General features: G+C 66.2%; 20 protein-coding genes and 2 pseudogenes. 11 read left to right on the top strand and 11 right to left on the bottom strand.

Translation table 11 applies throughout. The annotated features are described in order from the left end of the window. Nucleotides 1-19: 19 nt before the first annotated feature. Complete coding sequence (locus tag ACFOY2_RS53010) at nucleotides 20-292, bottom strand: acyl carrier protein (protein WP_350741335.1); 273 nt, start codon at nucleotides 290-292, stop codon at nucleotides 20-22. 77 nt (nucleotides 293-369) lie between these two features. Between ACFOY2_RS53010 and ACFOY2_RS53005 the strand changes: the two genes are divergently transcribed. The 3 genes from ACFOY2_RS53005 (at nucleotide 370) to ACFOY2_RS52995 (ending at nucleotide 4,007) form a co-directional block, all read left to right on the top strand. Beyond that, nucleotides 370-1,104: an SDR family oxidoreductase gene (locus ACFOY2_RS53005; protein WP_379535808.1), complete on the top strand. Its 735-nt coding sequence runs from the start codon at nucleotides 370-372 to the stop codon at nucleotides 1,102-1,104. Nucleotides 1,105-1,622: 518 nt separating this feature from the next. Continuing rightward, nucleotides 1,623-3,410 carry a GMC family oxidoreductase gene (locus tag ACFOY2_RS53000; protein ID WP_379535807.1) on the top strand — a complete coding sequence of 596 codons (1,788 nt, stop codon included), beginning with the start codon at nucleotides 1,623-1,625 and terminating at the stop codon, nucleotides 3,408-3,410. A gap of 51 nt (nucleotides 3,411-3,461) precedes the next feature. Then, nucleotides 3,462-4,007, top strand: a complete 546-nt coding sequence (locus ACFOY2_RS52995; RefSeq protein WP_379535806.1) for an EF-hand domain-containing protein — start codon at nucleotides 3,462-3,464, stop codon at nucleotides 4,005-4,007. A gap of 1,193 nt (nucleotides 4,008-5,200) precedes the next feature. Here ACFOY2_RS52995 and ACFOY2_RS52990 read toward each other — a convergent pair. After that, entirely contained in the window at nucleotides 5,201-6,262 is a 1,062-nt protein-coding gene (locus ACFOY2_RS52990) for an integrase core domain-containing protein (protein WP_379535805.1), read from the bottom strand. Between the two features lie 365 nt (nucleotides 6,263-6,627). On the opposite strand from ACFOY2_RS52990, the pseudogene ACFOY2_RS52985 reads away from it, so the two are divergent. Next, nucleotides 6,628-6,774 (top strand): annotated as a pseudogene (locus ACFOY2_RS52985) (ATP-binding protein); the annotation flags it as partial. Between the two features lie 112 nt (nucleotides 6,775-6,886). Here the strand turns inward: ACFOY2_RS52985 and ACFOY2_RS52980 are convergent. From ACFOY2_RS52980 to ACFOY2_RS52960, 5 genes are all read right to left on the bottom strand, one after another. Continuing rightward, the gene (locus ACFOY2_RS52980; protein ID WP_379535804.1) at nucleotides 6,887-7,654 is read right to left on the bottom strand and encodes a class I SAM-dependent methyltransferase; all 768 of its coding nucleotides are present in this window, start codon (nucleotides 7,652-7,654) and stop codon (nucleotides 6,887-6,889) included. 55 nt (nucleotides 7,655-7,709) lie between these two features. Next, nucleotides 7,710-8,849 carry an NAD(P)/FAD-dependent oxidoreductase gene (locus ACFOY2_RS52975; protein ID WP_379535803.1) on the bottom strand — a complete coding sequence of 380 codons (1,140 nt, stop codon included), beginning with the start codon at nucleotides 8,847-8,849 and terminating at the stop codon, nucleotides 7,710-7,712. 185 nt (nucleotides 8,850-9,034) lie between these two features. Beyond that, nucleotides 9,035-10,885, bottom strand: coding sequence for a glycosyltransferase family 4 protein (locus ACFOY2_RS52970; RefSeq protein ID WP_379535802.1), 1,851 nt, complete (start codon nucleotides 10,883-10,885; stop codon nucleotides 9,035-9,037). Nucleotides 10,886-10,888: 3 nt separating this feature from the next. Next, a complete protein-coding gene (locus ACFOY2_RS52965; protein WP_379535801.1) occupies nucleotides 10,889-11,671 on the bottom strand; it encodes a hypothetical protein in 783 nt (260 codons plus the stop codon). Continuing rightward, the gene (locus ACFOY2_RS52960; protein WP_379535800.1) at nucleotides 11,658-12,521 is read right to left on the bottom strand and encodes a DUF692 domain-containing protein; all 864 of its coding nucleotides are present in this window, start codon (nucleotides 12,519-12,521) and stop codon (nucleotides 11,658-11,660) included. Before ACFOY2_RS52960 ends, ACFOY2_RS52965 begins: the two co-directional genes overlap by 14 nt. Nucleotides 12,522-12,798: 277 nt before the next feature. Between ACFOY2_RS52960 and ACFOY2_RS52955 the strand changes: the two genes are divergently transcribed. Continuing rightward, a complete protein-coding gene (locus tag ACFOY2_RS52955) occupies nucleotides 12,799-13,287 on the top strand; it encodes a PDZ domain-containing protein (RefSeq protein WP_379535799.1) in 489 nt (162 codons plus the stop codon). A gap of 221 nt (nucleotides 13,288-13,508) precedes the next feature. On the opposite strand, the pseudogene ACFOY2_RS52950 reads toward ACFOY2_RS52955, so the two are convergent. Further along, nucleotides 13,509-13,709, bottom strand: a pseudogene (locus ACFOY2_RS52950) (response regulator); the annotation flags it as partial. Between the two features lie 137 nt (nucleotides 13,710-13,846). On the opposite strand from ACFOY2_RS52950, the gene ACFOY2_RS52945 reads away from it, so the two are divergent. The 4 genes from ACFOY2_RS52945 to ACFOY2_RS52930 all read left to right on the top strand — a co-directional run bounded on the left by ACFOY2_RS52945 (nucleotide 13,847) and on the right by ACFOY2_RS52930 (nucleotide 16,218). Further along, nucleotides 13,847-13,984 (top strand): hypothetical protein, encoded by a 138-nt coding sequence (locus ACFOY2_RS52945; protein WP_379535798.1) that lies wholly within the window; start codon nucleotides 13,847-13,849, stop codon nucleotides 13,982-13,984. Between the two features lie 178 nt (nucleotides 13,985-14,162). Beyond that, a complete protein-coding gene (locus tag ACFOY2_RS52940) occupies nucleotides 14,163-14,633 on the top strand; it encodes a hypothetical protein (RefSeq protein ID WP_379535797.1) in 471 nt (156 codons plus the stop codon). A gap of 22 nt (nucleotides 14,634-14,655) precedes the next feature. Further along, complete coding sequence (locus ACFOY2_RS52935; RefSeq protein WP_379535796.1) at nucleotides 14,656-14,955, top strand: MFS transporter; 300 nt, start codon at nucleotides 14,656-14,658, stop codon at nucleotides 14,953-14,955. Between the two features lie 393 nt (nucleotides 14,956-15,348). Continuing rightward, nucleotides 15,349-16,218 carry a phytanoyl-CoA dioxygenase family protein gene (locus ACFOY2_RS52930; RefSeq protein WP_379535795.1) on the top strand — a complete coding sequence of 290 codons (870 nt, stop codon included), beginning with the start codon at nucleotides 15,349-15,351 and terminating at the stop codon, nucleotides 16,216-16,218. Between the two features lie 300 nt (nucleotides 16,219-16,518). Here ACFOY2_RS52930 and ACFOY2_RS52925 read toward each other — a convergent pair whose 3' ends face one another. The 3 genes from ACFOY2_RS52925 to ACFOY2_RS52915 form a co-directional block, all read right to left on the bottom strand. Further along, nucleotides 16,519-16,953 carry an RNHCP domain-containing protein gene (locus ACFOY2_RS52925; protein ID WP_379535794.1) on the bottom strand — a complete coding sequence of 145 codons (435 nt, stop codon included), beginning with the start codon at nucleotides 16,951-16,953 and terminating at the stop codon, nucleotides 16,519-16,521. Nucleotides 16,954-16,983: 30 nt separating this feature from the next. Next, complete coding sequence (locus tag ACFOY2_RS52920) at nucleotides 16,984-17,343, bottom strand: RNHCP domain-containing protein (RefSeq protein ID WP_379535793.1); 360 nt, start codon at nucleotides 17,341-17,343, stop codon at nucleotides 16,984-16,986. A gap of 640 nt (nucleotides 17,344-17,983) precedes the next feature. Next, a complete protein-coding gene (locus ACFOY2_RS52915) occupies nucleotides 17,984-19,015 on the bottom strand; it encodes a threonine aldolase family protein (protein WP_379535792.1) in 1,032 nt (343 codons plus the stop codon). A gap of 201 nt (nucleotides 19,016-19,216) precedes the next feature. On the opposite strand from ACFOY2_RS52915, the gene ACFOY2_RS52910 reads away from it, so the two are divergent. Together ACFOY2_RS52910 and ACFOY2_RS52905 are read left to right on the top strand one after the other, a co-directional pair. After that, nucleotides 19,217-19,360 (top strand): hypothetical protein, encoded by a 144-nt coding sequence (locus ACFOY2_RS52910; protein ID WP_379535791.1) that lies wholly within the window; start codon nucleotides 19,217-19,219, stop codon nucleotides 19,358-19,360. 41 nt (nucleotides 19,361-19,401) lie between these two features. Beyond that, nucleotides 19,402-20,349, top strand: a complete 948-nt coding sequence (locus ACFOY2_RS52905; protein WP_379535790.1) for a LysR family transcriptional regulator — start codon at nucleotides 19,402-19,404, stop codon at nucleotides 20,347-20,349. The last annotated feature ends 434 nt before the right edge of the window (nucleotides 20,350-20,783 follow it).

The following is a 20,783-nucleotide window of genomic DNA, read 5'->3' as shown; positions in this document are numbered from 1 at the left end:
CCAGGAACCGGGCAACCGCTCATCGGGAAGCCACCTGTGAGACACAGATCTGCTCCACTAGGCCGTTGAGGGTCGGGGGGGTCATGAAGATCCGCGGATCCACTTCCTCCTCCATGCCGAACGCCTCTTCCAGCGCCAATAGCAGCTCCACTCGATCGATCGAATCCAGGCCCAGTTCGGCGGCGATGTGCTCCTCGCCGCTGATCGGCCCGGTCAACTCCGGCCGGATACTGCGGACAGCTGCCACCAGGACCTCAAGGATCGCTTGGCTGTTCGTTTTCCGGGCACTCAACAGATGCCCTCCCAGACGTAGGGTTTCTCGCCATGATGGTTACCCTGTGTATGTGTATCAAAACTCAGAGTCAAGGGATGGGCATGGGCTCACTGTCGGGTAAGACGGCACTGGTCACTGGCGGATCTCGCGGTATCGGACGATCCATCGTCGAAAGGCTCACGGCAGAAGGAGCACAGGTCGCCTTCGGATACCGCCAAGCCGCGGATGCGGCCCACGAGGTCGCGGCCGCCACCGGCGCACGGCCGATACAAGCCGATATCGGAGTAGCCTCCGACGTCGCCGGCCTGTTCGACCTGGCCGAGCAGTTTGTCGGGCGCCTCGACATCCTGGTGAACAACGCCGCGGTCTGGCTGCCTGGCGGACGGATCGAAGAGGCCAGCGAAGCAACCTACGAGACGGTGATGGCCGTCAACGCCAAAGGCACATTCCTTGCACTCCAGCACGCGGCAATCCGCCTCGCCGACGAGGGCCGCGTGATCAACATGTCCTCGATCGGCACGCAGCGTCCGGCCCCGGGCAACGCCATCTACGCGGCCAGCAAGGCCGCTGTCGAGCAGTTCACCGCCATCGCCGCTCTGGAACTGGGAGTACGCCGCATCACGGTCAACTGTGTCGCCCCCGGCGCCACCGACACCGCCATGCTAGAGCAATCGCTGCCGCAAAAGCTCCACGCACGCGCCGCACGCAACACCGTCCTGGGCCGTCTGGGAACTGGTGACGACATCGCCGGCATCATCGCCTTCCTCGCGGGCCCCGATGCCGGCTGGATCACCGGGCAGACCATCAGTGCCACCGGAGGCCTTCTCTGACCCGGATCCACGAGGAGTCACCGAGTTGCGAGCCGAAAGGCCCACCACTCGGGTCCGCGCCCGCCCGGATCGCCACCCACGCCCGCCGCCTCCAGGTGCATCTGCCGCCCGGAGCACGGCTCCTCAGCACGGTCCTGAACCGGCTCGCCCTCCTGCCCGACCCTGGCTGACCAGCACTAATCGGCCCCTTCGATCCGGAAACCCCCGAGGCCCGTGGAGCCTCCGCCCACCGCAGCGACAGACGGCTCATAGGGCTGCCCGGCTTACCAGGATAGCAAGATCGAAAGCGACCAAAACGACGATCACGGGCCATTCGTGGATCTGGCTCCGAGGATCGCTTTGCCCTTGCCCGCAGGCATTCACCGGGTCCTTCGCCGCCTAGCTGGCTACCAAAGGGTCACCAGGCAGCCACAGACGCTCATTACGCTACGTGCTTAAGTGAACACTGTCCGTACCCAACGGTTCCTGTGGCGGTTTAATGCGCAAGGGACCGGACCTGCGATTCTCTGGGACATCAAATGGAAAACTTTCCAACAGATGATTCGCTCGAAACGTCCACCTACGACTACATCGTTGTCGGCTCTGGGCCTGGTGGCGGATCTGTCGCCGCGAATCTCGCCGAGGCTGGCTTCTCGGTACTCGTTCTCGAGGCGGGTCCGCCCAGCGGTAACGAGGTCTACCGGGACGTTCCCATATTCTTCGCACAAGCCACCGAGGACCCTGAGGTGGCCTGGGAGTACTGGGTTCAGCATAACGACGGGGGCAAAGCCGCTCATGGTGACATGTGGGTCGATGAAAAGGACGGGGTCCTCTATCCCCGAGCGTCGGCCCTCGGCGGCTGTGCCATTCACAATTCCGGCATCATCATGTACCCAGCGCACAGCGACTGGGACGACATCATGGAGTTGACGGGTGACAATGGATGGCACCACGAAGCCATGTGGCAGCACTGGCAAAAGGTGCTCGAATGGCAGGCCGTTTCCTCCAAGAACCCGTTCGCCCCGCTGGAGTCTCCGCGAACCGATCCTGGCAGCCTGATCACGTCACTTGAGGGCCCGAACTGGTTCCTCAAGTCAATGGGGGATGCCGAACGTTCGGGAGAGCTCAATGACAAGGACAACGTCGGCACCGCAGGACCCTGGAACCTCCAGATCGGGATCAAGGCCGGCGTGCGCCAAGGTGTCCGGGATCGCCTCATCTCGGCCGAGCGAAACTGCCCGATGCTGGAAATCCAGTGCGATGCATTGGTAGAGAAAATCCTCTTCGAGCCCGGGCAGACAGCCCCTAGGGCGGTAGGCGTCCAATTCCTGAACGGACGTCATCTATACGAAGCCTCACCAAAATATCAGGAAACGACCGAGGAGGAGCGGGCAGCTCTTCGACAGGTGGTCCGAGCTCGTCGCGAGGTCATCATCGCGGGCGGCACCTACAACAGCCCGCAGATCCTCATGCTGAGTGGAATCGGCCCCGCCGACCACCTGCGGGCCCACGGCATCGAAGTCCTCGTCGACTCACCTTGCGTCGGCACCAACCTGCAGGACCGGCGTGAAATCTCAGTCATCGACCGCTACCCCCTACCGGAGCTGGCGGAAAATCCCTATGTAGGCGCACTCATCAAGTCGCTCAGCCCGACAGGACCACGGCTGAGCGTCTGCCTGTCCGGGTGGCGGGCCGACCCAGAGAATTCTCAGCTGGGCCAGTTCGGCATTCCCTGCATCACCTATCGCACCGAGGGCGCCGACGGATCCGCCACCAACTGCGTCACGATAGGCGTGCCTATCCAGTTCCGGGCCCACCACCCGGGCTGGGTCAAGGAGGCGTTCGCACACGTCGGGCAGTCCTGGACCTGGTTGACGCTCATGGGGTACACCGGGGATCGGAACGGCTACGTGCGCCTGCGTTCAGGCGACCCAACCCGCTGTCCGGATATCAACTTCCGTGCGTTCGGCAACGGTGCGGGTGGAGAAAAGGACCTTGCCGCACTGACACAGGCCATCGAGATGTGCCGCGAGCTGAATCGCGTCGAACCCGGCGAAGGCGAGATCTTCCCCGGCCCCGACGTCCAGGATCTCGGCGACTTCATTCGTAAGGAGCACTACGGCCACCATGCGGCGTGCTCCAACCCGCTCGGAAGGACCATCGATGACTCGGTCGTCGACAGCTCCTTCAAGGTCCATGGAGTGGAAGGGCTGCGCATCGTAGATGCTTCGGTATTTCCGAAGATGCCCGGCCTGTTCCTTATCGCAGCTGTCCAAACCCTCTCTCAGAAGGCCAGTATCGACATTCTTCGTGATGCAGGCGACTAAAAATCGACGCAACGGTGTGTTATCGGAGAGTCACAACGGAAAGGATCCCCCATGTTCACCAAGCTTCAAGAGCGCAAGATCAACCACTTCTTCAACGTACTCGACCCGGATGGGTCCGGCGCGCTGACCTTGCCAACAATCGTAGCCATCGGTGACCGCTACGCCCGGATCCGCGGCTATGCCCCCACTTCCGCCGAGGCGCAGCGCCTGCGCGCGGCTCTGGAGCACTGGTGGAAGACAGTCCTGTGCCCCATGGACGCCGACGGCGATCATCGAATCACCCGCGAGGAGGTCGCGCAGAGGGTGGCGGCGGCGCTCTCCGACGTCAAGGGCGCCGAGGCGTTCCGTGGTGCCGGCGACGCGTTCTTCGAGGTCGCCGACGCCAACGGGGACGGACGCCTGATCAAGGACGAGTATGTGGATATCTTCGCCGTCGGGTGCGGGCTGGCGCGGCGAGACATGATTCAGGCGTTCCAGCGCCTGGATCTCCAAGGTCGGGGCTACCTGGACCTGGACGAGTGGCGCAACTTGGTCGAAGAGTTCTTCACGAGCACGGACTCCGACGCCCCTGGAAACTGGCTCTACGGCACCTACTGAATCGACCATTGCCGCCGCGAGCGGTGGCGAGCCCGGCGACGGCGAGCTGGCGGCAAAGCGCGATGGCGTCCGGTGGGAGGAGTGCCCCCTCGTCGGCCAGGAGGTGCCGGAGGCGCTGCGGACGGTTCGGCCGCTGACGCCGAGCTGCTTTCCGATCCGTGCCGAGGTTGCGGCGACCTGGCTGCGCACGTTGGCCCAGTCAGCCAGCAGGAGATAGACCTGCCACGGGTCGGGGTGTAGCTGCCCGACGCCCGCGTCGGTGTGCAGAGGCGGACCAGGGGCATGCTCCATAGCGGCACATCGGCGTACGGAATGCCGTTGCCCTTGGTGAGGACCTGCTGGGCGCGGTGCCGAGCCGAACGGCCCCGCCCCAGCAGCCGCTTGGACAGCAGTGCGCCTGCCGATAATGCCATCCGCGCAGGTCATCCGGCTTTAGTGGCTCTACCAGCGGCGCCTGGCCGATCTGCCGGCCAGGTGCCGTGACGTGGTCGTCGAACTGTGCGTGGCGGCCCCATCCCGGATTCGCTCGTTTCTGAACGATCATCGCAGGTCCGTTGGGGACCGCAAACCATCCGGGATATCAGCTCGCCAATCGGAGGTAAAGTAAGAACGGTCAAGGGATGCTATCCGCCCCGTAGTTGCTCGTTCGATGCTCGTCGGCACCTGATACGGCATAACACCGGGCGGCATTCTTGGACATTTCGACTGCGGGCAATGCATGACACCGCGACACAATGAGACACGATTCGATAGTGGTCGGCATTTAAAACGGCGACTTTTAATCCGTAGGTTCCGGGTTCGAGCCCCGGGCGCCCTACCACTCCAAACCCCATCCGACCTGCACTTTCTCGGTTCTCGACCGTCTCCTGCGAGGCGAAGATGGCCGAGTCCATGCTCGCCACATGCTCTTCGGCACGCGTCCGGCACATCGGCGGGCTGACAGCAAAATCGAAATGCGCCGGTTTGCGCTGCCGGGCATCGGTCGCCTGAGACCGGATCGTCAAGCCAGACCCAAGCGACACCCAACAGATGACCATGACGGAAGAGATGGCGGGCGAGACACGCCCGGATTGACCGCAGTCCCGTCCAAGCACAGGTCAAGCCGCCTCCGGCCAAATCCACGTGCCTTCATGGCGGCGTGTAGGGCGTCAAAACTCGCGTGCATGGTTTGAGCTGGGGTTTCTCCGACCGAGCTATGCGGCTCGGCGATACTCGTTGATCACTCCCCCGAGTATCGCGTGGCGTTCGATCCGGCCTTCCATCGGCACCACTACATGCTCATCGTGATCCGGCGGTCGCTGTCCACGGCCCTGATGTGGCCGATGCGCGTTGTAGTGATCGAGATACTCGTTCAGAACCACGCGCAGGTGACGTTCGCCGTAGATCAGCATTCGGTCGGTGCACTCGCCGCGTACCGTCCGGATCCAGCGCTCGGCGTAGCAGTTCGCCCTTGGTGTCCGCGGCGGTGTCTTCAACACCGTGATACCCACGGCGGCGAACACCTCATCGAAGACGGCAGTGAACTTAGCGTCCCGATCGCGGATAAGGAAACGAAAGGACCCTGCTCGCTGGCCAAGGTCGATCAGGAGGTTGCGGGCCTGCTGAGCGGTCCATGCGCCGGTCGGATGGCTGGTCACGCCCAGAATGTGCACCTGCCGCGTGCGGACCTCCATCACGAACAACACGTACAAGCGCTTCAGAAAGATCGTGTCAACATGGAAGAAATCGCAGGCCAGGAGCCCTTCGGCTTGCGAGCGTAAGAAGGAGCGCCATGACGTGTCGAGATGCCGGGGTGCCGGACCGAAATGGTGCGAGCGCAGGATGCGCCGCACGGTCGCCTCGCTGACCTGGAACCCAAGCCGCACCAACTCCCCGTGCACCCGTCGATGGCCCCATCCGGGGTTCTCCCGCGCCAGGCGCACGATCAGGTTCCGAAGCTCCGGAGTCGTTCCTGGACGCCCGGGCCGATGCGGGTACGTCCAGGCCCGTCGCACCAGGCGACGATGCCACGCCAGCAACGTCGCCTGGGTGACCAGACGATGAGCGCGCAGCACCGCCGGCAACCACCGGGCCAGCGCCGCGAGAACGGCCCGATCGGCCCAGTCCGGCTTCGGGCGCCCGACCTGACGCCGCAGCACCGCCACCTCATGACGCAACACCATGATCTCAACGTCCTTCGACGCCTGGCCGCGGCCCAGCAACATCAGCCAGCCGAACACCCGAAGTGCGATCAGATACAGCAGGCGGACAAGCACAAGACGCGATCTGCCCGCAGGTACGGACCTCGTCAAACCACAGGTCAGAGCCGTCGTGGCTGCATTTTGACGCGGTACAAGATATCGAGCAGTGCTACCTGCGGAAACCTGCTACTGATCGTTATCGAGCCTGACTTATCCCGCCGTGTTCGAGCCGAAACCAGCCTGCACGTCCCTCCACCTCGGGTTCACCCTTGCTGAAGAACCTTCACCGCGAGCACCCGTGAGTTCAGCATCGGATGCGTACCGAGGTAGTCGTCAACCCCCTCCGACCTGCTCAGATAGCGAGCCACCGCAGGCCAGGGGCATATCCGTTGGATTTTCCGCCATTGCTACCGGGACCCCCTTAATCGGTCGGCAACACCGGCCCAACCATCCGATCGCAGGACCTACGACGGCTGTTCCAACCGTTCCAGCGACTCGGTACCCAACGAACCCACACCGCCGACGGCCACGGACTAGGCCTGGTCATCGTGCAGGCCGTCGCCGAAGCACACGGCGCGCGCCGGTGACCGGCATGCCTGCCCGGCACCGGGCCCCAGGCGTATCGGCCCTCGGTATCTGATGGAGTCGCGTGTCCATCTATCGTGCATTTGTGCGGACGGTTTTCGTGACGGTCAGCCTTCAGGCCGTCGCGGCGGCGACGAACCACTCGATGTGGCTGACCTGGTTCCGATCCACCAGGGAGTATGCCTTCTCCAGGATCTCCAGACGCTGTTCGTGACGAAGCTGCCCTGCGGGCCGCGCGAAGCAGGGGATGGACAGCCAGGCCCGCATCGCTTCCACACTGCAGGGCTGAGCAACGATCTCCGTCTCGAGCGTGGAGAAGCCGGCTTCCGCCAGTTGCGCTTGGAGCAGGCCAGGTAGGAGGGGCCGGTTGAGACGCTCATCGTGCGGAGGCACGTAGCCGTAGTCGGCTCTTGCGATGACGTCGATCATTTCGAGCAGCGCCGGTGCCGCGTCTCTGAGGCCGGCGGCTCTGCCCGGTATGTTGAAGACGAACCGGCCGCCCGGCCGCAAGATCGCCTTGACTGCCGCGAACGTCGCGCGCGTGTCGGTCATCCAGATGGCGGAGTTGCACACCACGGCATCTACCATCTCCAGGATGTGGTCAGCGAGCTGCTCGGCTTTGCAAGTGACCCAGGTGATGCGCGGGTCGTCGTAGACGCGCCTGCCAGCTTCCTGCATGGCCGCCGAGCCGTCGACCGAGATGATCCGTGCGTGGGGTGGCATGCCCTCCAGTAGGGTGACGGCGGCGACGCCCGTCCCGCCGCACAGATCGATGACCACGTGTTCGCCGCCGATACCGGCGCGGAGCGCGAGGTCGCGGCTTGCGTCGGCGTAGGGCGAGTAGTTTTGGACGAACCGTGCGTAGCTGTCGGCATTGTCCACATCGTCCCAGCAGGTGGATGCCCGGTGAGGACTCACCGGGCTCGCGCTCTTTGTCTCATCGAAGGCCTGCAAAGCGGTTCATCCAGTCGTTGACGAAGTGCGGATTGTGTTGGTTGTCGTGGATCGCCTGATGCATGACGCCTTCCCGGTGAGGGATGGCGAGGATCCGTTCGTAAGTGGGGGTGAAGCCGCGCCGTAGATAATCGGCGTAACCGGCCAGCCTGGCGGCCACGTGCGCGTGATCGTCCAGCGGGCCGGTGAGCAGGCAGGCCAGCTGGTCCGCCTGGGCGAAGGCGTCGGAGATGCCCGTGGCCGGCAGGGGGTCCTTGTGGTGTGCGGCATCGCCGGCCAGGACCCAGCCGGGCCCGTATGGCTGACGGAAGAAGTTGGGCAAGTCGGTGCAGTAGTAAAGGCGATCATGGCGGCGGGCCTGGGCCAGGCTCTCGTGAAGTTCCTGGCTCAGGCGTCGGATCATCGTCCGGTAGATCTCTTCCCGCGAGCCCTGCACGTCGCGATTGGCGGGGTAGTGCGGGATGGTGGTGTTGACGAGGGTGAGCCCGTCCTGGGTGGGGAGGCAGACGGCGCTGTTGCGGACCCCGGAGTAGAAGCTCAGGCCTTGTTGTGGCAGGCCGCTGTAATAGGTGTAGATGGCGCGGGTGACCGGCGGGGTGTGGCGTAGGTAGGCGGCTCCGACGAGCTTAGCGACCGTGGAGTGACGGCCGTCCGCTCCGATCACGAGAGTGGCTCGTTCCAGGGTGCGGCGACCGGACGGGGTTGTGTGCACCACGCCCGCCACTCGTCCGCCGTCCCAGTGCAGGTCCGAGACGTTGGCACGGGGCCGGAACAGCGCGCCGGCGGCGATGGCGGCGTCGAGGAGGATCTGGTCGAGCGCGTAGCGCCGCGGCGCGCAGGGGCCGCGGGTCGGATCGAGCACGGGCGCAGTGCCGGTCAGGCGCACAGCACCGGCGGTGACGGATGCCCGGCTGAGAACGGGTGCTCCAGTGGCGAGGATGTCGTCCAGCAGTCCCCACTGGTGCAGCCGCAGAAGTCCTGGCTGCTGGATGAGCAGCGTGGAGACGGTGTCTGCGGGCAAGCCGGCCCGGTCCAGCAGCAACACCCTACGTCCTTGCCTGCTCAGCAGCATCGCAATGCTGGCCCCGGCGCAACGGGCACCGACCACGATCACGTCATACATCAGGGATCTGCGGTGGGTTCGGGGCAGAAGCGAGGCCCGGCCGGGCCCCGCTTCGTGCCTCAGTGCTCAGCCGCCTTGCCAGCTGCAGCTGCAGCTGCAGATCGCGTACTCTTCGTTGCCCCCGGTGATCTCCTCGACCAGGGCGAACTCGAACTCGCTGTCCATCTGCCTTCCTCCTTTCGCGGTCATTCATGGATGACCCGTAGCCGGGCCAGGGTCCGTGCCGCGCGTGTGACCTCGTCAAGGTCGGCACGGAGCATGGTGGCGATGGCCCGCAGGCTGTTGCGGCCGTCGCAGAGTTCGATGAGTCGATGGGTGCGGTCATTGATCTTGACGATCCGTCCGAACAGGCTGGGCAGCTTGCAAAACAGCAGGCGTTGTTGTGTTCCTGGATGGGGGGCGGCTTCGCGGCCGTCGGCCAGGGCCTGAGCCGCCGCGGTGATGTCAGTGCGGTAGCGGCGGCTACGCGCCCACACGCTGCGCTGCGGCACGATGTCGGCCAGCGGCAGCGCAGGGTCCGGGGAGGGAAACACGGCCTGGCCGTCATCCAGTTCCAGATCCAGGCACAGCCAGAGTCGGTCCAGCTCATAGCGGGCGATCTCTGCCGCTCCCTCGGGCAGGTCCTCGTGGCGGCTGTCGATCCGGGTGACCAGTTCCCAAGCGGCACGGTAGATGTCCGCGGGATGGGACAGCTCGGCAGGAGCGGGAAGGCCGGCCAGCGTCGTCGCGGCCGGCATCTGCCTGCCCAGCAGGCCGGTTTGCTCCAGCCGCGGCCGCGGGGACAATCCGTCACGGTGGGTGCTGAGTGTCCGCTCCAGCATGCTGACGGTGGCCTCGCCGAGCTGCTGCTCGTCGAAAGTGACCACGTCGAGTGCGGCGCGGGCGCCGATCTTCCGTGTGGTCTCCGGGTCATCGATCACCCGGCTCAGGACGCCGGACAGGCAGTCCGTGTCGCGAGGGTCCCGGACGACGAGCGCGTTCACCCCGTCGCGCAGGGCATTCTCCGGAGACTGCTTGCCGGCGATCTCGGCGGAGACCACCGGGCACCGTCCCGCCGCCAGCACCTCGGTCGGCTGGGACGGCGTGTGGATGGCGACAGGGAACTCCCGCTCCAGAACGCAGACCGCGTCGGCACGGCGGAGCAGTTCGGGCACCCGCCACGAAGGCAGGAAGGGCAGGGTCCAGGTGACGGAGGCCAGGCCGCTCTCGCGCACCGCCTCGTTGAAGGCCTGGCGGTCGCGTCCTCCGCCCAGCACCAGCAGGCTGAAGCGTCGTCCGCCGTCGTGCAGTCGCCGCAGGGCTCGCAGAAGGTCGAAGCTGCCCTTGAACTCCCCCAGCTTGCCGTAGACGGCGATGACCGGCGCGTCCGCGGGCAGCGGGGCCCGGTTGGTCGTCCATGGATGGTCGTGCACGTGCGGGTCGGCCAGGAACGCGTCAACGTCGAGCGGTTCGGCCGCTCGCCAGCAGGCGGGGACGAAGCGTCCCGGCGGGTAGGGGATGGGCTCTGCTCGGGCCTCGAAGCCCTGGATCGATTCGGGTGAGGCCGCCACCGCGTCGGCCGCGCGGAGGATCTCCCGGTAGGCGGTGCTCAGTTCCGGGTCTGCCAGCAGCCGAGTCCGATCGCTGCCCGCCATGCGCAGTACGTACGGCACGCCGGTCCACTGCGAGGCGAGGAAGGCCGCCATACCGTACGGCTCCAGGTAGTGCGAGTAGATGATCTCGCAGTGGTCCCGGCGGATCGCCTCGGCCGCACGCGCGGCCAGTTTGGTCACATACAGCGGTGAATGCGGGATGTGGGCCGGGGTTCGCGCAGCGGTGGTCGTGAGCCTGACCTTGCCGCCGCCGGGGAAGTCGCCCTGCAGCATCGCCCGATCGCCCGGGGGGATCCAGATCCGGTAGTCGCTTTCCACCGCTTCGGCGTTGGTGACCACCGTGATCTGGTGGCCGGCCTCGGCCATGCCGCGGACCGTCCAATAACCCATGGCGCTGACACCGCCCTGGATCGGCGGATACTTGACGATCGCGCAGATGCGCATCGATCATGTCCTTCCCGTAGGCACGGCCTGGCTGACAGGTGCGGCCCTGAGCACGTGCGCCGCCTGTAGCCGGGCGAGCGTCGCGCCGGTGCTGCGGGGGTCTCCTCCGGCAGCGACGACCACCTGTGCCGCAGTACGGCTGCCGTCACACAGCGCCAGCAGGTTCGCCGTCTTCCCGCCGATCCGGTGAACCACCACGGGACGATCGCCTTGCCGGCGCAGCATGAGCACGGTAACGGCTCGGCGGGGCAGCCGGCTCGGCGCGGTGCCGGCGGTGACGTCATGGCCGAACCGCAGAACGCGCGCCGCCGGGCTGACCGCCACCAGCCCTTGCCAGGCGGGGTCCTCGGCCGGGTGTACGGCCTCCAGCGCCTGGCCCTCATGGGCCAGGCGCGCCCGCTCCAGCTCATAGGCGGCGTAGTCGGCGAGCGCGGCCGGCCCGTGGACCGCGAGCCACGCGACCAGTTGCTCGCCCTCTCCCAGCAGTGCCCTGCGGACCGGCTGCGCCGGGCGCACCGTGCCGTCCAGGAACTCATGCCACCTGGCAGTGTGCTGCTCGCGCAGCTCCGCGACAGTGCCCGGCAGGCACACGCCGACGAGCCGGGCGAACTTGCCACGCACAGCCCGGTACATCACGTCGTAGCCGGTGGACGCCACGCTGGTGAGCATGGCCAAGTCCTCAGCCGTCAGGCCATGGCGCGCACCCAGCCCGTCCGGGTCCCGGCGCAGGAGGTCCAGTTCAGCCTCGTCGGTCAGCAAAGCGCTCAGCGCCTCACGCACTCCCATCGAGCGCCTCCCTGCCGGGGAGGGCATGGGACTGTCCCGTCAGCACGGCACGCGCCCGGTTGATGTCGGCGAGCAGGGTGCCGAAGTCGTCGGGGAAGTCCTGGTCGCGCTCCAGCAGGCTCGCGCGGACGGGCGCGCGGGCCCGCAGCTCCCGCAGGAGCGCCCACACGCCGGGCGGCACAGGCGTACTGTGGCTGTCGATCGCCAGCGGCCCGTCCTCGATCCCGCCTGCCAGATGCACCTGGACAACCCTTTCGAGCGGAATGTTCTCCAGGAACTCCACCGGGTCGAACGCATGGTTGCGGGCGTTGATGTCCAGGTTCGCTAGATCCAGCAGCAGCCCGCACTCGCAGTGCTCCAGCACCTCGCAGATGAACTGCGCCTCGGTCAGCGGGGCCGCCATGCCCAGGTAGTCGGTGATGTTCTCCAGCAGCAGAGGGGCACCCACCGCCCGCTGGACCTGTCGCGCCTTGCGCGCCACCGCCCGTGCCACCTGCAGGGTGCGCGGCAACGGCACCAGCGTGCTCAGTGCCACCTCATCGGTACGGGTGAAGCACAGGTGGTCGCTGAACCAGGGCGCGTCAACCTCCGCCACCAGCGTGGCCAACGCGTCGACATAGTCAGCGTCCAGCGGCCCCGGCGAGCCGACGGACAGTTCGATGCCGTGCGGCACGATCGGGAACCGCTCGGCGAGCGACCGCAATTTCTCCCGCCGCTCCGGCGGGGCGAACATGAAGTGCTCGCTGATCACCTCCAGCCAATCTATCCGATCGGCGTGTGCCGCGATTGCCTCGTCAAGCTGGGCTCGGTACCCAAGGCCCGATCCAAGCTCAGGAAGATCCGTATCCATCGTCTTCTGCTTCGCCTTATCCGCTGCGCCCTGTCAGCGCTCCTTTCTCATTGTTAACCCTCGCCACCAATAACTCACAGTAATAATATACTGTCTCTCTGTAATGGCGATGGATGGCAGCCAGCACCGACAGCGCCCCCGTACCCAGGTAGTGGCCGTCCCCATCGCTCGGGGGTGCGTGCGTGAAAGTAACGGCCCCCCGCAGGCGCGAGGGGCTGTTCGTCCGATCTGCACACAGCTCTAGGTCGAGCGTCACCAGTGCATCACCCGCTTGGAGATGGACTGCCGCCCCCGCCTGTGCGCGGAGGCCATCGCCGCGGACGGCTCCACCGCCACCATCCGCACACCCCCGGGACGGTGGCGGTGGAGAACGCCCGTACGCGTCTGGCTCCAGTCCGACCCCAACGCCCCCATGCCCCGGGCCCGCTACAGCGGAAGCCTGAACGTCGATGGCGAGCAGCAGCCCCTCGACGTGATCATTACCGAGGGCAAGCAGGGCGTGTGGGGAATCGCGCCCCAGGACACCCCCGACAACAGCGGCGCGCTGGTGACCGCCACCTGGCCGGGCGGCCCAGCCGAGAAGGCCGGGATCCGCGCCGGTGACGTCATCATCGCCTTCAACGGCAAGACCATCACCAACGCCAGCAAGCAGCGTGCCGCCCGCATCGGACAGGTTCGCGCGGGAGCCACGGTCCCCGTCACCTACCGCAGGCCCGACGGCAGTGTCAGAACCACCGAAGTCACCCTGCTTGACAGTCACCCTTGACGTTCTTTGATTATCGCCGCAGCCCGGTACGCGCGAGATCGTTCTCAGCGCCAACCCTCAACCTTGCCCCGCCCGCTCGGAGAGCGCCGCTCCGGGACGCGGGCGCCTGGCACCCTTCCTCTCCTCCGCCGCGCCAGCCCTGCCAGGCCCCGAGGGCGGCGGCCGCCCACGCACGGACGCGCCCAGGTATGACGCCAGAGATCCCGATCGGGGGCACATTACATCAGCTGCCGGCACACATCGTCGCCGTGCACACCCGGCAGGTCCCGGTCGAGGACCACCACGTCATAGTCCACCTCGACGGTGCGGTCGAGCGCCGCCGTCCCGTCGTGCACCACATCCACCGCCATGCCCTCGCGTCGCAATACCCGCGCCACCAAATCGGCCAGCCGCACATGATCCTCAACCACCAGGACCCTCATCCGTCTTCTTCCCGATCTGTTCGACTCTGTTCGACCGCGGGACCGTAACGATCGCCAGACTACCGACACGGCAGTCACACGGCCGTTACAGCGCTCCCGCGCCTGTACGAGTGCGGTTCCTCTGGGGGATCTCGATCATGACCCGGGTGTTTCGCAAACTCGGGGTCCGCAGCCGCCGGGACCTCAGCGCGAAACTCCTGGAGATCCAGGCGGAGGAGGAGGCGCTGACGTGCGCTCGGCATCGGCTGCTGCTTCATGTCCAGCTCCCGCATTAGGCGCTGCGCCTTGCGGTTCAGCGAGGCCTGCGGTGTGTGACAGGCAATGGAATTTCTGTCGCGGGCCAGCAGGCTCTCACCTTCAGGAAACATCACTCAACGCTGTCACATGATTACTTAGAGTCGACAGTGGCGGCGTGGACAGCAGCCGCCCCCTTTCAGCCGGAAGGAAGTGCGCATGGCCCGTACCTCATCACGCCGCTCGCGTTGCGCGGGAATCGCCGGGGCTATCCTCGGTTCGGCTCTGCTGACGGTGTCCACCGCGACACCGGCGAGCGCCGCCAGCGTCCCCGTCCAGGTCCAGTACATGGACACGGACGGCTTGGGCAACATCCAGTACGACGTCCGGTTCAACGGCACCGTCACCTCCCAAGGCCCCAACGGGTACATCATCCAGGGCGAACTCGACGCCTACTGCCACCACGGCACCTTGACGCACCAGTCCGTCCGGCTGGACGCCGGCGCCACACACGGCGCCGGGACGATCCACAGATTCTGGTGCGCTGACACGCCAGTCCCCATCCACGCCTTCGGGTACAGGCACCAGGCCGGCGACACCGTCGATCTGAAGGTCGGCGCGACCAGCGGCACATTCAACACCTACAACTTCGGCCCGACGTACAGGGTCGATATCGGAACCGACTACTGACTCGGTAACGCACCCTGGTTTCGTGGTGTTCGGAGCCGGATCCCTGTGTGTCCTGCTGGCCACGGGGCCGCTGGCAGTCATCGCCGTGCGCGCCCTCCTGGGGATCGGCGGGGCCATGATCCTGCCGACAACCCTGTCCATGATCCGCACCTTGTTCCTTGACCCGAAGGAACGAGCCACCGCGCTCGGGCTCTGGGGCGCCGTCGCCGCCACAAGTGCCGCTCTCGGGCCGATCGTCGGTGGCGGCCTGCTCGCCACAGCAGTACTCGTCCACCGGCTCGTTCCCCGGGAATTCGACGTCACCGCACACGACCACCCGTAGGCATCGCAACAGTCCGGCACACCCTTCTCCGGGAAGAACGCCAGGCTGAGGGACGTCCGCGAAGGCCTGCACGCCTTCGCAGAAGTGCCTCGGCGTCGTTGTCGGCAAATCGGCACGCCCCCTCAAGGCAATGCAGAACCCCGTCAGACGAAGCGCGACGCCACCAAGGCGCCGAGTGGTCCTTCCGCGTGCCGTCTGCGCGCCGGCGCATCGCATCCCGGACAGGGGAACGTGAAGAGACCGGACGAGCGAAACGACAGGTCATGTCGCGGTCACGACATGACCTGGGAGACGCCTCTCCCGCGCACCCAGTACCCGAACTCCACCGTCCCGTTTCCTGCTCCGGAAGAACATCCGGAGCGAGGCGGGCCCCACCACGCGAGGAAACAGACCATGACTCTCACCACACTCACGCCGGACGCGACCGTGGACGATCTGTACCAAGTGATCCAGCGGGACGGAGGCGTGATCGTCAAGGACTTCATCGATGCCGCAACGCTGGCCGCGCTCAAGGCCGACATCACTCCCGCCCTGGACAAGGCGAGCTGGGGAAGCCACGAATTCACGGGAGTTCGGACCCGGCGGCTCGGCGCGCTCTTCAAGCACACACAGCACGTCGCCGACATCGCCCTGCACCCGCTGTACCACGAAGTCGCCGAACGGTTCCTCATCCTCCCGACCGCCGTGTGGTCGGGGGAGAGTCAGGATGAACTGCCCTCGAACCTGCAGATCGGGATGACCCAGGCCATCGACATCTACCCGGGAGAGGGAGCCCAGCCGCTGCACCGGGACGACTCAGTGTGGCACTGGCGTCACCCCGAGGGCGGCCGGCAGGCCCGCGTGCAGATCATGGTCGCCGTCACCGACTTCACCGCCGACAACGGCGGCACGCGGGTCATCCCAGGCAGCCACAAGTGGGACGACGAGCGGGCGCCCCGCCCCGAGGAGACGGTCCCAACCGAAATGACCGCCGGCTCCGCCCTGATCTGGATCGGCGCCACCTACCACGGCGGGGGCTCCAACAGCAGCGACGCACCACGTATGGGCATCACCATGTCACTCGACCTCGGATTCCTGCGCCAGGAGGAGAACCACTACCTCGCCCTGCCCCGTGAGACGGTCAAGGCACTGCCCGAGCCGGTGCAGCGACTCCTCGGCTATGAGGCCGCCCCGCCGTTCGTGGGCTGGGTCGAGGTGGACGGCGTGATGTCCGAACCCATCGTCCTGCTGGCGGACACCCCGGCGGTTCCTGCCAGTTCCTGATCCCCGGCATCAGGCCGAAGTCCAGCAGTGGGGGGCGATGGTGCCGAGGGCCTGCCACACCCCGTGCGGGACGAAGTCCTCGCCCCCCGCGACGCGTACGACCCGGCCCACAGCAGACATGAGCAGCACGGAACTCGTCGCTCACGAGCCCTGACGGTTTCACGAGGGCGTTTCAGACCTCCCGCCGTTTGCAACACCTCGTGAACCATAGCCCTTCCCGCAGCGTGAACCGCGGGAGGGGCTATGCGTGTCACGCACCAGGTTCGGCGCGCGATCGACACCCGACGTTGAACGACAAGATCACAGGGCGAGCAGCGTGCGGCTGGCGATTCTGCTGTCCCTCAGCGGCCTGAGCGCCAGGCGCATCAGGGTCAGGGGGTTGTCGTCCCCAGCAATACGGTTCGCGCTGAGCTCACCGCAGGACAGGCACTGATGGATGATCAGCCACTCGCCGTCCGGCCGCACCGACAGGCCCAGCGCCTCCATCCGGCCACGGCACTCCGAAGCGCGGTCGCCGGGAACACGGCGGTCCACATGGAGACTGGCCAGGCAGTTCGGGCAGTGATTGCGGTGGGCGGTGCCCGGCGCGTCCAGGGACACATCGAGCCTGCAGCCGACGCACCTGAAGTCGTTCGCCCGGCGGCGGCCCTGGCTGCGCAGGACGTCCTTGTAGCGCTGCGGGCGCCATCCGGCCTCGGTTCGCCCTCGCGCTTTCTTGGTCTTGCCTCGGGGCATGGCCCGGTTCTCCCTCTCTCCCGGCAGCGGTCATGAGAGCGTGCCGAAGACTTCGAGCGGGAACGGAGGCTGCGCCAGGGGCCGTACAGCCATACGCATGAGGATGAGCTGGTTGTCGTCCGTGCAAATCGGGTTCGAGGTGAGCTCGTCGCAGCGCACACAGCGGTGTATGACCATCCAGTCGCCGGTGCGCAGTACGGCGATGGCGATCGGGGGCATCCGGCCGTGGCACTCGCTCGGGCCGCCGTCGAGGTGGCCGAGGACGTGCTGGGAGTGCAGGCACGACGGACAGTGGTTACGCCGGACGCCGTCGGCAGCGGAGGCGGATACGGTCAGACCGCACCATACGCAGGTGAAGATATCGATCTTGAGAGTGTTGTTGCTGGACACCCGGAGTGCTCCTTGCTGGGAAAACTGCGATGACAGCAAGAGCAGGCCGAGCGGCCTCATCGGATTGCGGGACACCGGGCCACACATCCGGCTGCAGTCTGGATCAGAGGCTGCAGTGGTTGGGCGGTCAGACGGTGCGGTGAGGCGCGCTCGGCGCGGGCCTGGGCATGTAGCCCCCCTTTCCGGGGCGCGTGGCCCGAGGCGGAACGAAACGACGAGGCGAAACTAGCAGGCGTTCCGCAGTACAGACCAGCGAATTATTCCAGCTCGGCCGACAGTTGCGTCTCCTGCACGGCCAGAACGACGGCCGCATCGCGCCGCTGGTCACAAACTGCCTCCAACGCTGGACGAGCTGACCAAGAAGATCCGCGCCGAGGTCAACCGCAGGTTCCTCGCGCTCGTGGTGCGCCGAAGCTCAGCCGAGCGTGGTCTCATCCGCCCGAGTGGGGTCCTCGCCTGGCGCCGGTGGCACTCCATGGTGGGGTCTTTGGCGGTATGGTCGCTGGACTCGCGGCCGAACAGCCAGATGGCGATCGGGCCCGTAGATGAGCAGGCCGCCCACCGCGCCGGTCTGGGCGAGCAGAGCCCTACCGATGCGTGATCATCGCCCAGCGCAACGTGTCCGTATCTCGCTGCGGCCTCAGTATCTTGCGGTGGCGATCGGCGCCGCGTCGCGCTCGATGGTGGTCATGACACTGCCGATGGCGTCGAGGGCGTCGTCGATGTCGCGATCGGTGATGTCGAGGTAGAAGACCGCGCGGACGCCGTCGCCTCCTGAGGGCAGCATCCACACGCCGCGCTCATGGAGCGCGTCGACGAACGCTGCGGAGCTGACGCCGTCGAGTCGGTATCGGACGATATTGGTCTGCACCGTGGACGGGTCGATCAGGATCCCGTCGATCCCCGAGAGGCCGGCGGCGAAACGCTGCGCCATCGCGTGCGTGCGCGGCAGCAGGTCCCGGTGGTGGTGGAGCGCGTGCAGAGCGCCGGCTGCGATGATCCCGGCCTGCCGGAATCCGCCCCCGAAGTTCTGCTTGAATCTGCGGGCCCGGTCCATCATCTGTTTCGAGCCCGCCAGGCACGACCCGACGGGGGCGCCCAGCGCCTTGGAGAAACAGACGCTCACCGTGTCGAACGCCGCGGCGTATTCCGCCTCGGAGATCCCGGTCGCGGCGGTCGCGTGCCAGAGGCGTGCACCGTCGAGGTGGACCGCGAGGCCCAGGCGTCGGCCGGTTTCGGCGACGTCCGTGCTCAAGCCGACCGGCCACACCGTGCCGCCGCCGTTGTTGTGGGTGTTCTCGACGCACAGGAGTGTGATCGGTGACGTGACCGTCGACGGGAAGAACGGATGCGGCGCCCCGACAGCCTGGACGACCTGGTCGCTGGAGAAGAGGCCACGATCGCCGGGGATCAGTCGCGGCAGGATGCCCGAGATCGCCGATGGAGCTCCTCCTTCGAGCATGTAGACGTGCGCGGACTGCTCGAACAGGACCGCGTCACCGTGTTCGGTGTGAGCGCGGATCGCGACCTGGTTCGTCATGGTCCCGGTCGGCATGTAGACCGCGTCTTGCTTGCCGAGCAGTCGTGCCGTCTCCGCCTCGAGTTGCCTGACCGTGGGGTCGTCGCCGTAGACGTCGTCGCCGACATCGGCGCGCGCGATGGCCTCACGCATCGCGGCGGTGGGACGAGAGCATGTGTCAGAACGAAGGTCGATCATTGCAGGTTCCTCATCAGTTCGGTCGAAACCGTCGAACGGGGCAGGTCAACCGTCATCCCGAAGAGGTCGTAGGCGACGCTCCAGCCGAGGTCGTCGCGCTTCCGAGGCAGTCGCGGCCTAGCGACGGATAGGGCAAGCATCGCGATGAGGAGCCGCGTGAACGACACCCCGATCGCGTCCATGGCCGGCGCCGCGACCCGGGATCGCCGAGAACGTCGTCACCTCAAGCGCCACGACGACGAGACCCGCGTTGACCTGCATAATTCGATGATGCCAAACTGGACAGATAAGCACAAATAAGTGATTTTAATCAGTACAGTAACCAGAGCTTATCTAACGGGGTGGCCGTGATCGACGTACGCAAACTTCGGATGCTCGCCGCACTCCAACGACTCGGCACCGTCGCCGCCGTCGCCGACGAACTCCGGCTCAGTGCTCCCGGCGTTTCCACGCAGCTCACCGCCCTGGAGAAGGAACTCGGACTCCAACTCACGCAGAGACAGGGGCGCCGCGTCACCCTCACACCAGCCGGGAACGTCCTCGCCGCGCACGGCCACGACATCCTCGACCGCATCTCGCTCGCCGAGCGCGAACTCGAAGCGCTCCGCGCCGGAACCGCCGGCTTCTATACGGTGACGGCCTTCCCCTCCGCCGCGCGGACCATCATCGCCGATGCCTGCCGCCGCATCCTCGGCGATGACGGCTCCGCGCTCGAACTGCGCATCACGACCTCCGAACCCGAAGACGCCCTCGACGCCCTGTCCTCCGGCGCCGTCCACCTCGCCGTGATCCACTCCTACTCCAACGTCCCCCGTGACATCCCGCGCGGCATCACCACCCGCACGATCGGCACCGAGCCCGTCTGGCTCGCGACCCGGAGCCCCCAGGACCGGGACGGAGCGCGATCCTCGACGCGGCTCGAGGACTACGCCGATCATCCCTGGGTCTCCGCGACCGACGACGTCACCTGCTTCGACATGGTCGAACGCGCCTGCGGCCTGGCCGGCTTCACACCCAGAATCGTCGCCGAGTCGATGGACTTCTCCGTCCAGCTCCACCTCGTCGCCGCAGGCGTCGGCGTCGCGCTCGCTCCCGAACTGACCATCGAGCACGTCCCGGACGGAGTCGAACTCGTCCGACCGGACCCACCGATCGAACGAACCCTCTTCCTCGCGGCACGAACCCCCAGCTTCGCCGATGCCGGGATCCAGAACCTCGCCGACATCATCGAAAATTCGGCAGCAGCCCAACTTGCCGCCCGCCACCAGCAGCATCAGCGGCTTCGCTGACCGCTCGATCGCAGCGTCCTCACACGTATGTTCAGCGATCTCCATGGAGCCAGTCACAAAGTACGAGTCTAGGCAGACACCCTTTAGCGCTGCTACGAACCGCTTCCGCCAGATGCCAGGCACCAGAAGCCGATCTCTCTGGGCGAGCTCGGGCCAGCGATCCATGAGTTCGCCGAGGTGACGAACCCTGATCTGCGTTCACCCGACGGCACCGTGATGAGCAGCGTGGTGGAGGACACGCCTACGGCCAGTTAGATGATCTGCCTCGACACACGAGACTTGCTGGGGATCTATGAACCCCGCGTGAAGATATAGCGCCGCACAGCGAACAAGCTGGGGCCGCGCCCAGGGAGATGGTGTTTGAGAAGGTCACCCGTAATCGGTGACTATTAGGAAGCAATCGCCTCAATATTCACTTTAGCATCGTTTGTCTC

The organism is Nonomuraea purpurea (genome assembly GCF_042650645.1).
Classification (GTDB): domain Bacteria; phylum Actinomycetota; class Actinomycetes; order Streptosporangiales; family Streptosporangiaceae; genus Nonomuraea; species Nonomuraea purpurea.
The sequence above is the reverse complement of the archived record's forward strand: the minus strand, read 5'-3'. Positions and strand labels throughout refer to the sequence as shown.

Coding starts and splice junctions, on each gene's coding strand:
- ACFOY2_RS52975 (WP_379535803.1), bottom strand. CDS start 8,849: ATGTATGACGTGATCGTGGTCGGTGCCCGTTGCGCCGGGGCCAGCATT.
- ACFOY2_RS52970 (WP_379535802.1), bottom strand. CDS start 10,885: ATGCGCATCTGCGCGATCGTCAAGTATCCGCCGATCCAGGGCGGTGTC.
- ACFOY2_RS52995 (WP_379535806.1), top strand. CDS start 3,462: ATGTTCACCAAGCTTCAAGAGCGCAAGATCAACCACTTCTTCAACGTA.
- ACFOY2_RS52945 (WP_379535798.1), top strand. CDS start 13,847: ATGACCCGGGTGTTTCGCAAACTCGGGGTCCGCAGCCGCCGGGACCTC.
- ACFOY2_RS52965 (WP_379535801.1), bottom strand. CDS start 11,671: ATGGGAGTGCGTGAGGCGCTGAGCGCTTTGCTGACCGACGAGGCTGAA.
- ACFOY2_RS52940 (WP_379535797.1), top strand. CDS start 14,163: ATGGCCCGTACCTCATCACGCCGCTCGCGTTGCGCGGGAATCGCCGGG.
- ACFOY2_RS52915 (WP_379535792.1), bottom strand. CDS start 19,015: ATGCGTGAGGCCATCGCGCGCGCCGATGTCGGCGACGACGTCTACGGC.
- ACFOY2_RS53000 (WP_379535807.1), top strand. CDS start 1,623: ATGGAAAACTTTCCAACAGATGATTCGCTCGAAACGTCCACCTACGAC.
- ACFOY2_RS52930 (WP_379535795.1), top strand. CDS start 15,349: ATGACTCTCACCACACTCACGCCGGACGCGACCGTGGACGATCTGTAC.
- ACFOY2_RS52955 (WP_379535799.1), top strand. CDS start 12,799: ATGGACTGCCGCCCCCGCCTGTGCGCGGAGGCCATCGCCGCGGACGGC.
- ACFOY2_RS52960 (WP_379535800.1), bottom strand. CDS start 12,521: ATGGATACGGATCTTCCTGAGCTTGGATCGGGCCTTGGGTACCGAGCC.
- ACFOY2_RS52925 (WP_379535794.1), bottom strand. CDS start 16,953: ATGCCCCGAGGCAAGACCAAGAAAGCGCGAGGGCGAACCGAGGCCGGA.
- ACFOY2_RS53005 (WP_379535808.1), top strand. CDS start 370: ATGGGCATGGGCTCACTGTCGGGTAAGACGGCACTGGTCACTGGCGGA.